Consider the following 14,244-nt stretch of genomic DNA (forward strand, 5'->3'; position numbering starts at 1 on the left):
TACATTGTGCCTGTGCTGATCGTTGTCGCCCAGACCGCCGCCTTCACCGCCCAGGCCAGGGCCGAAGGCATGACGGAAGCGGAGATCACGACGGCCATCAACATCATTGCCGCCAACCCGACCGGCGGCGTGTCCCTGGGCGGTGGCCTCTACAAGGTCCGCGTCCCTCGTGAAGGCAGCGGCAAGTCGGGCGGCTATCGGGTGGTGACACTCTATGTGAGCGACAATGCCCCCGTGGTCCTGCTGGCGGTCTTGTCGAAATCCAATGCGGCCAACTTCACCCCGCGCGCGCTGGCGGCGATGAAGGATGCGGCCAAGACCCTGAAAAGCGGAAAGCGACCATGAGCAAGACGAGACGACCCGCCATCGACATCGGCGACGAAGACCACGATCGCATCATGGCCGGACTGGCCGAGGCCAAGGCCATTCTGGACGGCGTCGCGCCCTCGGACAGCTATGTCCTTCACAGGGTCGCTGTCCCCGACCGGGTGGACGTCAAGGCGATCCGGTCCAGAACCGGCCTGTCGCAGGTGGCGTTCGCGGCCCGATACGGTTTCTCGCCCGGTGCGGTGCGGGACTGGGAGCAGAACCGCAAGCCTCCGGAAAAGGCCAACCGACTGCTGCTCACCATCATCGAGCGACGACCTGACGTGATCGACGACCTGCTGACCGCCTGATCAGCCCTCGACCTTCGCCGACACCTTCCTGATCCAGCTGTAGAGGCCGAACACCAGTGCGGCGAAGACGACGATGCCCGACAGCATGGCCGGCCAGGCCGAGTCCTCGGGCAGCATGGCGAAGGGCGCGTCATTGCCGGTGAAGACGATGACCCCTGCCGTCATGACCAGGAACAGGCTCTCGCCCACGATCAGGCCGGATGCCAGCAAAACCCCCATCCGGCGGCCGACGTCGGCGAACCGGGTGGTCTTGATGGCCCGGTCATAGACCCAGCCGCAGACCGCGCCGATGACCAGCATCGTGGTCACGGCGGCCGGCAGGTAGAAGCCGATCCCCACGGCCAGAGGCGGCAACTTGATCTTGCCCTTGGTCGTGGCGTTTAGGGCGATGTCCAGCACGATGATGACGACGCCGATCACCGCGCCGATGCCGATCAGGTCCCAGCGCAGGCCGCCCTCGATCACGCCCTTGGCCAGGGCCGAGATAAGCGTCGCCTGGGGCGCGGCCAAGGGCGCGTCGGCGATCCCCGCCGGCCCGCCCTCGAAACCGAAGGCCTTGTTCAGCAGGTTCAGGATCAGGGGAATGACGATGGCACCGGCGCCCACGCCGACGATCAGGGCGGTCTGCTGCCGCCAGGGTGTGGCCTCGACCAGATGGCCGGTCTTCAGGTCCTGAAGGTTGTCGTTGGCGATGACGGCGACCGCGAAGACCACCGCCGTGACGATCAGGGCGAAGGCCACGACCGAGGGATCGGCGGGCAGTCCCGCGATGGCCAGCACCCCCAGCATCAGCACCGAGGCGATGACGATGGCCAGAATTCCGACGCCCGACACCGGGCTGTTCGACGACCCGATCAGCCCGGCCATGTATCCGCAGATGGCCGCCACCGCGAAGCCGATGATGACCACATAGATCAGGCCGCCGGCGACCAGCAGCGCCGTCGATCCCGCCAGGGTTGCGTTGCCCTGGGCGAACCAGGCCAGCAGGCCGCCGATGCCGATCAGACAGGCGACCGACAGGCCGGCGACGATGTTGATGGGGATATCCTGTTCGGTCCGGGCCAGAACCTCACCCGAGTTGCGGCGGCGGTTGGCGGCCAGGGCCGAGGTCAGCCCGCCGATCAATGGCCCGGCCAGTTTGATCAGGGTCCAGATCGCCGCGACGCCGATGACGCCCGCCCCCATGAACCGGACCTCACGCCGCCAGACGGTGGAGGCCAGTTCCTCGGCGGCCACGCCCGGCTCGAGCGTGGTGGCGATGGAGGGAATGCCGTGCGCCGTCAGCCAGGCGATGGTATCGGGGCTTGTTAGGATCGGCACCGCGATACCCCAGGCCAGCAGCAGGCCGAACGCCTGGGCCAGACCCACGGTCAGGCCGATCAGGTGGCCCGCGCCCAGCAGGGCGAACTGCATCCCGAATCCGAGTCCCGTCGCCCCGCCGCCGAGCGCCGCCGGAAGCTTGAGGAACCGCGCCGCCTCGCCCGCGAACACCCGGCCCGCGACCAGCAGGGCATATCCGGCCGAGATGACGGCACCGGTGATGACCACCCACAGTCCGGCCTTGTTCTCGCGCACGGCAGCGTCGGTCTGTTCGGCACCGCGCGAGCCCACGGTCAGGACCTCGGCCGCCGCGACGCCTTCGGGATAGGGCAGGCCCGCATCAACCACGAGCGCACGGCGCAAGGGAATGGAGAAGGTCACGCCCAGCACGCCGCCGAACACGCAGATCAGCACCGATTCCCAGAACGGAAACTCCAGCCACCACCCGACCATGACCAGTCCAGGCAGGACGAAGATGATCGAGCTCATGGCCCCGCCGACCGACGCCACGGTCTGGACGGTCATGTTCTCCCAGATGGTCGAGGTCTTGAACATCCTCAGGATGGCCATGGAGATGACCGCCGCCGGAATGGCCGAGGCGAACGTCAGCCCCACTTTCAGTCCCAGATAGGTGTTGGCGGCCGTGAAGATCACCGCCAGCAGACACCCCAGGACCAGGGCCCGGATCGTCAGTTCGACGCGTTTGACGGTCGATGCGGGGGCAAGTGTGTCGGTCATGTCGTGGGTCCCTCTCGAACGGCGGAGGTAAGCCGGAATTCCGGTCCGGCGCAACGCCCGGTCTTGCGGCTCAGGCGACGGCGATGCCGGAAACGCGGCGCTTCAGCACCGGCAGGGGTCGCCGGCCACGCATCGGGGCGGCGGCCATCACTCGGTGCAGAACCGCCAGCACCAGGGCGGTGATGGCCCAGGACAGAAGCACGTCCGACAGATAGTGACCGCCGAATGCGACACGGTTTAGCGACAGCGCGGCGCCGTAGACACAGGCCACCGAGACGGCGGCCAGCCTCCATGGTTTGGGCGTCATCAGCAGGACGGCGCAGACCATCCAGGTGGCGGATGACGCCTCGCCCGAAACGAACGAACAGTTGTCCCGGCACGCATCGCTGATCCGCCAGACCTCGGTGAAGGCGGCGTCGCCGCCGAACAGATCGGTCTGGATCGGTCTCGCGCGCCCCCATGCGGACTTCAAGACGCTGTTGACGACCAATCCGGGTCCGACCACGAGCCCGACCAACAAAAAGAGTCCGTTGCGTCGCCGGCCCGGCGATGTCCGACCCGCCGCCCGGGCCGACCATCGACGCGGGATCAGGATCACCGCCGCGACCACCAGCAGACCGGCCAAGACCCAGGTCGAACTCTTGCGCAGGCCGCGAAGGAGGGGATCGCCGGAGAGCGGAAAGCCCTCGTCGGCACGATGGAAGGCTGCCGTGACCGCCAGATCCACGCCCGGAAACATCAGGAAATAGACCGACAGGACCACGACCGCCACTAGGGCCAAAGCGACCGGGTCGCCCGGCCTCAGCCCCGCCTCGACCGAGACCCGCAGCCGGGCCAGCATCCGACGCGCGCGACGCGCCGCCGCCGCGATCAGGGCCCTGTCCGGCCTGACGACCTCACCGTGAATGGGTATGTCCAACCGATCCCCCCGAACCGCGCACTCCGGGATCGTGTGACGGGGTTCGGCGTCAGGGGCGCCACGGTTCGACGACGTGGCCAAGGCGGTTTGTCGACCGTCCCGCGACGGTTGCTCCGCCCCGGTCCGAATGGTCAAGCTTGAGACGACTTCTCCCCGAAGACGGCCCCGTCTAGGGTACGGACATGCCTGAACTTCCCGAGGTCGAAACCGTCCGGCGTGGCCTGGAGCCCGTTCTGGTCGGGGCACGGCTGACCCGCGTGCGCCAGAACCGGCCGGACCTGCGGTTTCCGTTCCCGGAGCGGTTCGTGGATCGGCTGGAGGGGGCGATCGTCGAACGGATCGACCGGCGCGCCAAATATCTGCTGGCTGCCCTGTCGACCGGCGAGACCTGGATCACCCATCTGGGCATGACCGGCCGCTTCACCCTGGACGGGGCCCAGGTCGGGGAGTTCGAGGAACCGGCCCCGATCGCGGGCAAACACGAGCACATGAGTTTCTGCGCCGTGCGCGGCGACACGACGACCCGGGTGGGGTTCGCCGATGCCCGACGCTTCGGCTTCATGGGCCTGATCCCGACCGGGGCCGTGGAGGATCATCCGTGGTTCAGGGCCCTGGGGCCCGAACCCCTCGGCAATGCCTTCTCAGGCGTGCATCTGGCTCAGGCCTTCGACGGCAAGAAGCAGAACATCAAGGTCAGTCTGCTCGACCAGCGCAATGTGGCGGGTCTGGGTAACATCTATGTCTGCGAGGCCCTGTACCGGGCGCGCATCTCGCCCCTGATCGCGGCGGGGAAGGTGTCAAAACCCCGGCTGGAGACCCTGTCTCGCGTCGTGCGCGACGTGTTGAACGACGCCATCGCGGCAGGGGGCTCGACCCTGCGCGACTTTGCCAATGCCGACGGCGGACAGGGCTATTTCCAGCACCGGTTCGACGTCTATGGCCGTGAAGGAGAGCCCTGTACGGCGGAGGCCTGCAACGGTGCGGTCAGACGCATCGTGCAGGCCGGCCGATCCACCTTCTACTGCCCCAGCTGCCAGAAACGGTAGCCGGGGCGACAGAGGATTATTTTCCGAACAGCTTGGCCCAGCGGCGCTTGTCGCGGTTCTTCCAGGCACCGCGATGATAGGCGTCGGAGCCGATCAGCGGCACGACGGTGGTCGCCTCGGCGAAGACCATCTGTTCGTGGGTGGTCTGGACCTTGCCCCACGAAGCCGCCTCTTTCAGCGTCGAGGACGAGCACGCCCCGTCGCGGACGTCGGCGACCGTGATCTGGACCGCATAGCGGTGCATCTCGGCCTCGATGCCGAGGATCTCGGCGCAGACGACCGTGTCCTGGGCGAAATTCTTCGGAACGCCGCCGCCGACCATGAACAGGCCGGTGACGCCCGCCGCGATCTTGATGTCGGTCAGTTCGCGGAAGTCGGCGACCGCGTCGATCATCAGATAGGGCTGGCCCGCCGCGATCCGCTCCTTCTGGTGCTTGACCAGACCGAAACCGGCGGAAGAGTCGACGAAGGCCGGGCAGAAGATCGGCACGCCTTCTTCATAGGCGGTCTGGATCAGCGAGCCCTCTTTCTTGGCGTTGCCTTCCGACAGCCATTTGCCCATCTCCCAGATGAACTCGCGGCTGGAATAGGCGCGGGGCTCCAGGGCGTTGCAGATCTCCAGGATGGTGTGATCGCAGTTCTGGAGCTCTTCCTCGTCGATATAGGTGTCGTAGATCCGGTCGATGTAGTTGTCGCGCAGGACGTTGTCGTCCACCTCACCGGCGGCCTGATAGTGTTTGAAGCCCAGGGCCTCGAAGAAATCCATGTCGACGATGGAGGCGCCGGTGGCCACGATCGCGTCGATCATGCCGAACTTCACCATGTCGCGGTACACATGCATGCAGCCGCCGGCCGAGGTCGAACCGGCCAGGATCAGCCAAGGCGAGCAGTCGGCGTCCTCGATGGCCATTGAGAAGATGTCGGCGGCCCGGGCCGTGTCGCGCGAGCTGAAGCTCATCTTGCGCATCGAATCGATGATCGGGCGGGCGTCGAAGGACGTGATGTCGATGTGCTCGACGACGTTCTGGAGCAGCTGAGCCTTGGTGTTGGACTGAACGGGAGCGTTCATTGCAAGGGTTTCCCTTTGGTTTGAGCGCCCGTCGTCAAAGTAAGCAGCGGCCCGGACGGAGCGACGGGCCGCTGCTGATTAGAACCGAAACATGACGGTTTAGCGCCAGGCCCTAGCGGCGGGCCTTCTTGCGCTGACCGGCCTTGCCCTTGGGCCGCGACAGACGAACGACCTTGCGGGCCGCTTCTTCTGCCGTGGTGCGCACGGTGGGGATGGAGCGCGGGGCCAGGCCGTACAGCGAGGCCATCGGGGCATCCTCGACGACGGCGAGATCGTGCTCGCCATAGCCGTTGAAGCCCGTCGACATCGCCACACCATAGGCACCCAGCATGCCGATCTCGATGAAGTCGCCTTCACGGATGTCGGCCGGCAGCCAGAACGGGCCGGGCATGTGGTCGATCGAGTCGCAGGTCGGTCCATAGAACTGGAACGGCTTGAGATCGGCCGAGGCCTCGCCGTCCCGGACCAGCTTGGTCGGGAAGGGCCAGCGCGAGTGGGTCGCGTCGAACAGCGAGCCGTAGGACCCGTCGTTCAGATACAGGGCGTCGCCCTTGCGCAGATCAACGCGCGCCAGGATCGACGAGGATTCGGCGACCAGGGCCCGGCCGGGCTCGCACCACAGCTCGGTCGTTTCCGACACGGGCATCTCGTTGAAGCCGCGATGAATGGCGTCGGCATATTCGCTCATGTCCGGCGGGACCATGCCCGGATAGACCGAGGGGAAGCCGCCGCCGACATCCACGATGTCCACGATGACGCCGGCACGGCTGATCGAACGCCCGACCTGGGCCATGGCGGCCTGGTAGGCGGTCGGACGCATGCACTGCGACCCGACGTGGAAGGACACGCCCATCAGGCCGTCGACCACCGCGCGGCGAACCGACAGCAGCAGGGCCGGAGCCTGATCGGTCGACACGCCGAACTTGCCCGACAGCGTATAGGCCGCGCCCTCTGCGGACACCGCCATGCGCACGATCAGGTTCAGATCGGTCGCCCCGCCCGTGCAGTCGAGAATCTTCTGCAGCTCGTCTTCGCAGTCGAGCGAGAAGGTCCGGACGCCGTGATCGAAATAGGCGCGCGTGATCGCCGACCGGCTCTTGACCGGATGCATGAAGGCCAGACGCGCATTGGCGCTGACCGAGCGGACCAGCTCGATTTCGGCAAGCGATGCGACGTCGAACCCGGTCACGCCAGCGTCGACGAGAGTCTGAATGACCCACGCGGACGGATTGGCCTTCACAGCATAGAAGACGTCGGCCTTGAGATTATCCTGGAACCAGCGCGCCGCTACGGAAACCGAACGCGGCCGCACGAGTGCGACGGGGCGTTCAGGGGACCGCTCGCGGACCAGGTCCAGGGGAAAATGATACGTGCGCAATTCACGTAAACCCCTGTAATTGTTAAACCCAGCCGGCGTTAGCAGCGCAACGTGTAGACCTACGGGGTCCGCCGGAAGGCGCGATTTAGGGTCACGGGACTGTCATGTAAAGCGGTTTTTTCGTGGCCTGCGCGAATGGTGACGCCCGCCAAACCCTTGCCGGGCCTGAAAAACTCCGGGACCGGACAATACGGAGGTCGCGCCGTGCCACGCCACTGGACGCCGCAGCGGCCCGCGTGGCATTAAGACTTGCCGGATCGCCCACGTCGCGCCCCGGCTCCCGAGCTTTCCAGCCGATCCAGCGAGCCTGATGACCGCCTCAAGCCCAGCCGCCGACGCCGGCCTCGTCATGGCGCGAGACGTCTCGAAGACCTTCGGTGCGCGCAAGGCGCTCGACGGCGTGTCCATCAGCGTCGCCAACGGCGAGATGGTCGCCCTGATCGGTCCGTCGGGGTCGGGCAAGTCCACCCTTCTGCGGTCCATCACCGGCCTTCAGTCGATCGACGGCGGCAAAGGCACGATCCAGGTGTTCGGCACGACGGTCCAGAAGGACGGCCGCACCACCAGTGCCGTGCGCCGCTGCCGCGTCCGGCTGGGCATGATCTTCCAGCAGTTCAACCTGGTCGGCCGTCTCAGCCTGTTCGCCAATGTGATGCTGGGTGCACTGGGGCGCCTGCCGTCCTGGCGGGGTCTGATCGGCGTCTGGCCTCTTGCGGACCAGCAGAAGGCGATGGCGGCCCTGCATCGCGTCGGCGTGTCCGACTATGCCGCCCAGCGCGCCAACACCCTGTCGGGCGGCCAGCAGCAGCGCGGCGCCATCGCCCGCGCCATCGTCCAGGGGGCCCACGCCATCCTGGCCGACGAACCGGTCGCATCCCTGGACCCCGTCTCGGCCCGCAAGGTGATGGAACTTCTGGTCGAGCTGAACCGGCGCGACGGCATGGGCGTCATCGTCACCCTGCACCAGGTCGACTATGCGATCCGCTATTGCGAGCGGGTCATCGCCCTGAAGGCCGGGAAGGTCGTCTATGACGGTCCTTCGACCGGTCTGGACACCAGGACCCTCATCGACATCTACGGCCCCGAGTTCGAGGACGCCTTCTGGGAAGCCACGGCGTGAACCGAGGCCACAGGTCCGGCTGGGGCCTCGTCGCAGGAACCCTGGTGGCCGCTGCCGGCCTGCTTCTGGCGGGATGTGGTGACCGGTCGTCGTCCAATCCGCGCGCGCCCGAACGCATCGCCTTCGCCATCCTGTCGGCCCAGGGCCAGGCCTCGGCCGCGCCCCTGTGGCAGCCCCTGCTGGATGACCTGTCGCAGACCATCGGCGTGCCCGTCGAGCCCCGCTTCACCGCCGACTACGCCGAACTGCTGGGCGAACTCGGGCGCGGACAGGTCCAGGCGGCCTGGCTGTCGCCCGGCCCGGCGGTCCAAGCCGTTGATGCCGGATCGGCCGAGGTGGTCGCGCGCACGGTGAATGCCGACGGCGAGGCCAGCTATCGCTCCACCCTGATCGTGCGGCGCGGCGCGGGCATCACGCTCCAGGACGTCCTGGCCTGTGGCGCGCGCTACAGCTTCGGCTCCGGCGACGCCCAGTCTACCTCCGGCACCCTGGCGCCCCAGGTCTTCCTGTTCAATCCGCGCAACATCCGCCCCGAGGCCTGCTTCAAGTCGGTCCGCACCGCCAACCATGAGCGCAATGCCTTCGAGGTCGCCACGGGCGTCCTGGACGTGGCCACCTCCAACACGGCGACCAGCGCGGCGCTGGAACGCCAGAACCCGGTTCTGGCCGCCCAGATCGAGACCCTGTGGTCGTCCCCGCCCATCCCCGAAAGCGGCATCCTGGTGCGCCCGGACATCGATCCAGTGGTCAAGGAAAAGATCCGTACCTTCTTCCTCGCCTATGGACGCGGCGACAGCAGCCGGGCCGCCCGTCAGCGCCAGGTACTGGCCGCGCTCAACTATTCCCGCTTCATCGCCGCCGATGACGACTATCTGGACCCGGTGCGCGAACTGGCGGCCGACCAGGCCCTGACCTCTGCGCGCGCCTCGGGCGACCAGGCGGCGGCGGCGCGTGCCGAAGCGGGCCTCAAGGCCCTGCGCGCCAAGCGGGAAATCCAGCCATGACGGCGATCGGCGCCCCTCTGACCTTCATACGCGACCTGGATCAGGCCGCACCCGGGATACCTTCGGCATGACCCGACTTCGCCTTCTCGTTTTCGGCCTTCTTGCGGCCGCCGCCCTGATGTTCGGCCCGGTTCCGGCCGCACTCGCCCAGGCCCAGCCGGAGCGGCCGACCAAGATCGTCTTCACCGTCCTGTCGGCTGAGGGCCAGGCGTCGTCCGGCCCGCTGTGGCAACCGCTGCTGGATGATCTGGAGCGCGAGATCGGCATTCCGGTCGAGCCCATCTTCGCCACAAACTACAGCGTTCTGGTCGAGGCCATGCGCGCCAACCAGGCCCAGATCGGCTGGTTCTCGGCTCTGCCCGCCGTCCAGGCCATCGACCGGTCGCAGGGCGAGGTCATCGCCCGCACCGTCGATACCGAAGGCAAGGATTCCTACACCTCGACCCTGATCGTGAAGAAGGGTTCGGGCATCACCGTCGATGACGTGGCCCGGTGCGGAAAACGCTACACCTTCGGCATCGGCGACGCCCAGTCGACCTCGGGCACCCTGGCCCCCCTGACCTATTTCTTCGGCCCCCGGAACATCACCCCCAGCGCCTGTTTCTCGACCGTCCGTTCGGCCAACCATCAGGCAAACTCCTTCTCGATCGCCAACGGCCAGGTCGATGTGGCGACGTCCAACTCGGTCAATCTGATCTTCCTGCGCCGCCAGAACCCCCAGATCGCCGACCAGATCGAGACCATCTGGGAGTCGCCGCCGATCCCGGAATCCGGCATCGTCCTGCGCAAGGACCTGCCCGCCGACCTGAAGGCGAAGATCCGCGAGTTCTTCGTCACCTACGGCCAGGGTGCCGGGCCTGACTCCGCGCGTCAGCGCACGGTCATGGAAGGCCTCAACTATTCGCAGTTCCGCGAGGCTGACGACACCTATCTGAACCCCATCCGCGAGATGAAGGCCGACCAGGCCCGGCGCGAGGGCCGGGCCTCCGACGTCGCGCCGCCCAAGGTGGATGCGACGAAGACCCTGTTCCAGTCGACGCCCTTCCTGCTGATCGGCCTGCTGGCCGTCTTCGCCATCATCATGAACCTGCTGCCCAAGAGGGCGGCGGTCGTCGGCGACCCGTCCGTCGTTCCGGCCCCGCCGACCAAACCGCTGGCGGCATGGTCGCTGGACATCCTGCTGTGGGGCGGGTTCGCCATCATCCTGATAGCCGCCTTCAACCGGGTCGACCTGCCCAACATCACCACCCTGTTCTCCAACACCGAGAACATGAGCAACTACGGCCGGGACTTCCTCAATCCCGACTTCACCGACTGGAAGCCCCTGGTCGGCCAGATGTGGCTGACGGTGCAGATCGCCCTGTGGGGCACCTTCCTGGCGGTCTTCCTGGCCGTGCCCCTGGCCCTGATGGCGTCGCGCAACCTGTCGCCGGCCTGGCTGGTCTGGCCCGTGCGACGGGTCATGGACCTGCTGCGCTCGATCCCCGACCTGGTCATCGGCACCCTGTTCATCGTCGCCGTGGGCCTGGGGCCGCTCGCCGGCGTCCTCGCCATCGCGCTGAACACCGCAGGCGTTCTCGCCAAACTGTTCTCCGAGGCGGTCGAGTCGATCGACAAGGGCCCGATCGAAGGCGTCAAGGCGACCGGCGCCAACCGGTTGCACGAGATCGTCTGGGGCGTCATTCCCCAGGTGGCTCCCCTGTGGACTTCGTTCGCCCTGTATCGATTCGAGTCCAACAGCCGGGCGGCGACCGTGCTCGGCCTGATCGGCGCCGGCGGCATCGGCCAGGCCCTGTTCGAGAGCCTTCAGGCGTTCGAATACCGCACCGTCTCGACCATCGCCCTGATCATCATCGTCGCCGTGACCTTGATCGACATGCTGAGCCAGGCGATGCGCAAGCGGCTGCTGTAATCCTTGGAACCCGCTCATCCCGGCGAAAGCCGGGACCCAGTTCCTTGGGCGATCAGCGGGCGTGGTGAGACGAGGTCCTGATCCGGCGCACTGACTCACGAAAGCTCTGGATCCCGGCTTTCGCCAGGATGAGCGGAGGTGAAAGTTCAAAGCGTCACAAAGCTGATCTAATGCGTCACAAGCCATGAACTTGACACTTCGCACCCTCTCCGCGATCGCGGGCCTCAGCTTGATCAGCCTCGCCGCCTGCGACACCGGCTCGGGCCAACGCACCGGCATCTGGGCGGCGGGGTCCTCGACCGTCTTCCCGTTCGCCACCCGCGTCGCCGAGAATTTCGCGCGCAACAATCCCGGCAACGCCAGCCCCCGCGTCGAATCGCTGGGCACCGGCGGCGGAATCCAGGCCTTCTGCCAGGGCGTCGGTCCGACCACCCCGGACATCGCCAACGCCTCGCGTCCGATGAAGAAGTCCGAGTTCGAGCTGTGCCAGAAGAACGGCGTCACCGAGATCGTCGAGCTCAAGATCGGCTACGACGGCATCGTCGTGGCCACGGCCCGGAACGGCAACAGCTTCAACTTCGAGCTCAACGACCTGTACGAAGGCCTGGCCCAGACCGTTCCCGACGCGAACGGTCAGTTCGTCACCAATCCGAAGCGGACATGGCGCGACGTCAATCTCGGCCTGCCCGAACAGCGCATCCAGGTCTATGGCCCGCCCCCGACCTCGGGCACCCGCGACGCCTTCCTGGAACTGGGCATGGCGGCGGGCGGCAAGCTGGTGCCGGCTACCAACGCCTTCGCCGGTGACTCGAAAAGGTTCGAGAGCCTGACCCACACCATCCGCGAGGACGGCGCCTGGGTCGATTCCGGCGAGAATGACAACGCCATCGTCCAGACCCTGACCCGGACGCCCGGGTCGCTGGGCGTGTTCGGCTTTTCCTTCCTGGAGCAGAACCTCGATACGGTGAAGGCCGAGACCATCGACGGCGTGATGCCCAGCGTGGACACTATCGCCGACGGCTCCTACCCCCTGGCCCGCAGCCTCTACATCTATGTGAAGAAGGCCCACGTCGGGGTCATCCCGGGGCTGCAACTCTATGTCGCCGAACTGATGAGCGACGCCTCGGCCGGGCGTGGCGGCTATATGCAGGACCGGGGTCTGGTCCCCCTGCCCGCGCCCGAACTGGCCGAGCAACGCGCCATCGCCATGGCGCTGACGCCGATGTCCGCACCGGCGAAATAGGGCGTCAGACGGCTGCCCGGGCCACGGGGGTGGCCGCATCCCGCCGTGCCAGCGCAGTCTCGATCCCGGACAGAAGGGCCTCGACCTGGATCGGCTTGGCGACGAAACCGTCCATCCCGGCCTGTCTGTAATCGTCAAGCTGGTGGGTCATGACATTGGCCGTCAGGGCGATGATCGGCACCCGCGCGCAACCCCCGGTCCGTTCGGCCTCGCGGATCAGGCGCGCCGCCGTGGGCCCGTCCATCACCGGCATCTGCACATCCATCAGGATCAGGTCCCAGGGGCCGTCCACCGCGCCGTCTCGCCAGGCCTGAACCGCCTGTTGGCCATCCTCGACGATATGGGGAACGATGCCGACCTGGCCGAGCAGGAGCGTCAGCACCTGCCGGTTCACCGGATGATCCTCCGCCGCCAGGACACGCAGGGTCCGCCCCGGGTCTGACGGCACGTCTTCCTCAGCGATCACGGCCACGGCCGCCCGGGAGGGACGCTGCGCGGCGATGCGGATCAGCGGAACGTCGAAGGTGAAACGCAGACCGTGCGGGACCACATGATCGGCGATGATCGATCCGTCCATCAGCAGGGCCAGCTCGCGGCAGATCGACAGGCCCAGCCCTGTCCCCCGTACTTCCGCGTCGTGGACGCATCGGCCTGGACGAATTTGGCGAACAGCTGCTGCATCTGGGCCGGGTCACGCCCGGGCCTGTATCCTCGACCACCAGACGCAGGCGCCCCGCCACGACACCGGCGGTCACCAGCACCCGCCCGGTCTCCGTGAACTTGACCGCATTCGAGATCAGGTTGGACAGGACCTGACAGAGTCGGGTCGGGTCCCCGCGCCATGTCCCCAGGGCATCCGTGTCGATCCGGGTCTGGAAAACGAGCCCCTTGGCCTCGGCATTGACGCGAAACGTCGCCTGGGCCGTCTCGACCAGACTCTCCAGGTCGAAGTCGGCCACCTCAAGCTCCACCTTGCGCGCCTCGATCTTGGCCAGGTCCAGGACGTCGCTGAGAATGGCCAGCAACGCCTGTCCTGACTGGGTCACGACATCCAGCCGCTCCCGTTGGCGATCTGACAGTTCGTCCGCCGCCATGGCCTGGGCCATCCCCAGCACGCCATTCAGAGGCGTGCGGATCTCGTGGCTCATGGTGGCCAGGAAGTCGCTCTTGGCCCGGTTGGCGTCCTCGGCCAGCGCCTGGGCGGCCTCCATGGCGACGAAGGTCTCAGCCAGATGGCGCCAGGTCGCCGAGCAGGACCCGATCAACAGGCCGCCGGCCACAAGAAGCTGCAAGGCGAAGAGAGGATCGTGGTGAACCACCACCGCGCCGACCGGCAGCATCAGGGCGTAGAAGACCTGGGGCAGGACAGCCGCCAGCATCATTTGCCGCGATCCCGGGTTGTTCAGCACGGAGTTGACGATAGAGCCGCTCAGCAACAGGCCGGCGCAGATCAGGCCGGCCATCGAGCCGGAGAAGATCTGAAGCACTCCCAGAGACCCGAACAGCACATTGCTCGCGATCACCATGCCGAGGCATGCGGCCGGATAGGCAGTTCTGAGCCGGGCCGCGAGCCAGCCGTTCGGCCCCATGGTGAGCTCGAGAGCATGCAGCAGGGCATAGGCCGCAAACCAGGCGGCCGTTGCCGGAATTCCCGCCAGGGAAAAGAACACGAGTGAAACCACCCCGGCGACGCCGACGCGCAGTTTCCATTGCCGGGAGCGGTTGAGCATCGCCTGGGCGATCTGCCGCTTCTGTTCAGGCGTCATCGGTTTCCCCCGCGACAGGAAACGCCTGATTTGGTTCAAGCCCGGTAAACTT

The 14,244-nt window shown here is 66.8% G+C and carries 13 protein-coding genes; 7 read left to right on the forward strand and 6 right to left on the reverse strand.

Annotation, left to right across the window (positions count from 1 at the left end; genetic code table 11):
* The first annotated feature begins 6 nt into the window (after positions 1-6).
* Both O5K39_RS01180 and O5K39_RS01185 read left to right on the forward strand, forming a co-directional pair.
* Positions 7-345, forward strand: a complete 339-nt coding sequence (locus tag O5K39_RS01180) for a type II toxin-antitoxin system RelE/ParE family toxin (RefSeq protein WP_271145486.1) — start codon at positions 7-9, stop codon at positions 343-345.
* A complete protein-coding gene (locus O5K39_RS01185) occupies positions 342-677 on the forward strand; it encodes a transcriptional regulator (RefSeq protein WP_271145487.1) in 336 nt (111 codons plus the stop codon). The genes O5K39_RS01180 and O5K39_RS01185 overlap by 4 nt, the downstream gene beginning before the upstream one ends.
* On the opposite strand, the gene O5K39_RS01190 is transcribed toward O5K39_RS01185, so the two are convergent.
* Both O5K39_RS01190 and O5K39_RS01195 read right to left on the reverse strand, forming a co-directional pair.
* Complete coding sequence (locus O5K39_RS01190; protein ID WP_271145488.1) at positions 678-2,735, reverse strand: oligopeptide transporter, OPT family; 2,058 nt, start codon at positions 2,733-2,735, stop codon at positions 678-680.
* Positions 2,736-2,805: 70 nt separating this feature from the next.
* The gene (locus tag O5K39_RS01195) at positions 2,806-3,654 is read right to left on the reverse strand and encodes a phosphatase PAP2 family protein (RefSeq protein ID WP_271145489.1); all 849 of its coding nucleotides are present in this window, start codon (positions 3,652-3,654) and stop codon (positions 2,806-2,808) included.
* A 182-nt stretch (positions 3,655-3,836) separates the two neighbouring features.
* Here O5K39_RS01195 and mutM point away from each other — a divergent pair, with 182 nt between their 5' ends.
* The gene (mutM, locus tag O5K39_RS01200) at positions 3,837-4,700 is read left to right on the forward strand and encodes a bifunctional DNA-formamidopyrimidine glycosylase/DNA-(apurinic or apyrimidinic site) lyase (protein WP_271145490.1); all 864 of its coding nucleotides are present in this window, start codon (positions 3,837-3,839) and stop codon (positions 4,698-4,700) included.
* Between the two features lie 16 nt (positions 4,701-4,716).
* On the opposite strand, the gene O5K39_RS01205 is transcribed toward mutM, so the two are convergent.
* Together O5K39_RS01205 and O5K39_RS01210 are read right to left on the reverse strand one after the other, a co-directional pair.
* Positions 4,717-5,769: a deoxyhypusine synthase gene (locus O5K39_RS01205; protein ID WP_271145491.1), complete on the reverse strand. Its 1,053-nt coding sequence runs from the start codon at positions 5,767-5,769 to the stop codon at positions 4,717-4,719.
* Positions 5,770-5,881: 112 nt separating this feature from the next.
* Positions 5,882-7,147 carry a type III PLP-dependent enzyme gene (locus O5K39_RS01210; RefSeq protein WP_271145492.1) on the reverse strand — a complete coding sequence of 422 codons (1,266 nt, stop codon included), beginning with the start codon at positions 7,145-7,147 and terminating at the stop codon, positions 5,882-5,884.
* Positions 7,148-7,457: 310 nt separating this feature from the next.
* Between O5K39_RS01210 and phnC the strand changes: the two genes are divergently transcribed.
* The 4 genes from phnC to O5K39_RS01235 all read left to right on the forward strand — a co-directional run bounded on the left by phnC (position 7,458) and on the right by O5K39_RS01235 (position 12,426).
* On the forward strand, positions 7,458-8,267 hold the full coding sequence (gene phnC / locus O5K39_RS01215) for a phosphonate ABC transporter ATP-binding protein (protein ID WP_271145493.1): 810 nt from the start codon (positions 7,458-7,460) through the stop codon (positions 8,265-8,267).
* The gene (phnD, locus tag O5K39_RS01220) at positions 8,264-9,271 is read left to right on the forward strand and encodes a phosphate/phosphite/phosphonate ABC transporter substrate-binding protein (protein ID WP_271145494.1); all 1,008 of its coding nucleotides are present in this window, start codon (positions 8,264-8,266) and stop codon (positions 9,269-9,271) included. The genes phnC and phnD overlap by 4 nt, the downstream gene beginning before the upstream one ends.
* Before the next feature lie 67 nt (positions 9,272-9,338).
* The gene (gene phnE / locus O5K39_RS19540; protein WP_348637120.1) at positions 9,339-11,183 is read left to right on the forward strand and encodes a phosphonate ABC transporter, permease protein PhnE; all 1,845 of its coding nucleotides are present in this window, start codon (positions 9,339-9,341) and stop codon (positions 11,181-11,183) included.
* A 184-nt stretch (positions 11,184-11,367) separates the two neighbouring features.
* Positions 11,368-12,426: a substrate-binding domain-containing protein gene (locus tag O5K39_RS01235; protein ID WP_271145495.1), complete on the forward strand. Its 1,059-nt coding sequence runs from the start codon at positions 11,368-11,370 to the stop codon at positions 12,424-12,426.
* 4 nt (positions 12,427-12,430) lie between these two features.
* Here the strand turns inward: O5K39_RS01235 and O5K39_RS01240 are convergent, their stop codons facing one another.
* Both O5K39_RS01240 and O5K39_RS01245 read right to left on the reverse strand, forming a co-directional pair.
* Positions 12,431-12,898, reverse strand: coding sequence for a response regulator (locus O5K39_RS01240; protein WP_271145496.1), 468 nt, complete (start codon positions 12,896-12,898; stop codon positions 12,431-12,433).
* On the reverse strand, positions 12,882-14,192 hold the full coding sequence (locus tag O5K39_RS01245) for a histidine kinase dimerization/phospho-acceptor domain-containing protein (protein ID WP_271145497.1): 1,311 nt from the start codon (positions 14,190-14,192) through the stop codon (positions 12,882-12,884). The genes O5K39_RS01240 and O5K39_RS01245 overlap by 17 nt, the downstream gene beginning before the upstream one ends.
* Between the last annotated feature and the right edge of the window lie 52 nt (positions 14,193-14,244).

This window comes from Brevundimonas sp. NIBR10 (genome assembly GCF_027912515.1).
GTDB lineage: Bacteria > Pseudomonadota > Alphaproteobacteria > Caulobacterales > Caulobacteraceae > Brevundimonas.

Excerpts from the sequence above, each read along its gene's own strand:
- O5K39_RS01185 (WP_271145487.1), top strand. The coding sequence starts at position 342 with ATGAGCAAGACGAGACGACCCGCCATCGACATCGGCGACGAAGACCAC.
- phnE (WP_348637120.1), top strand. The coding sequence starts at position 9,339 with ATGACCCGACTTCGCCTTCTCGTTTTCGGCCTTCTTGCGGCCGCCGCC.
- phnC (WP_271145493.1), top strand. The coding sequence starts at position 7,458 with ATGACCGCCTCAAGCCCAGCCGCCGACGCCGGCCTCGTCATGGCGCGA.
- O5K39_RS01235 (WP_271145495.1), top strand. The coding sequence starts at position 11,368 with ATGAACTTGACACTTCGCACCCTCTCCGCGATCGCGGGCCTCAGCTTG.
- O5K39_RS01205 (WP_271145491.1), bottom strand. The coding sequence starts at position 5,769 with ATGAACGCTCCCGTTCAGTCCAACACCAAGGCTCAGCTGCTCCAGAAC.
- O5K39_RS01245 (WP_271145497.1), bottom strand. The coding sequence starts at position 14,192 with ATGACGCCTGAACAGAAGCGGCAGATCGCCCAGGCGATGCTCAACCGC.
- O5K39_RS01190 (WP_271145488.1), bottom strand. The coding sequence starts at position 2,735 with ATGACCGACACACTTGCCCCCGCATCGACCGTCAAACGCGTCGAACTG.
- mutM (WP_271145490.1), top strand. The coding sequence starts at position 3,837 with ATGCCTGAACTTCCCGAGGTCGAAACCGTCCGGCGTGGCCTGGAGCCC.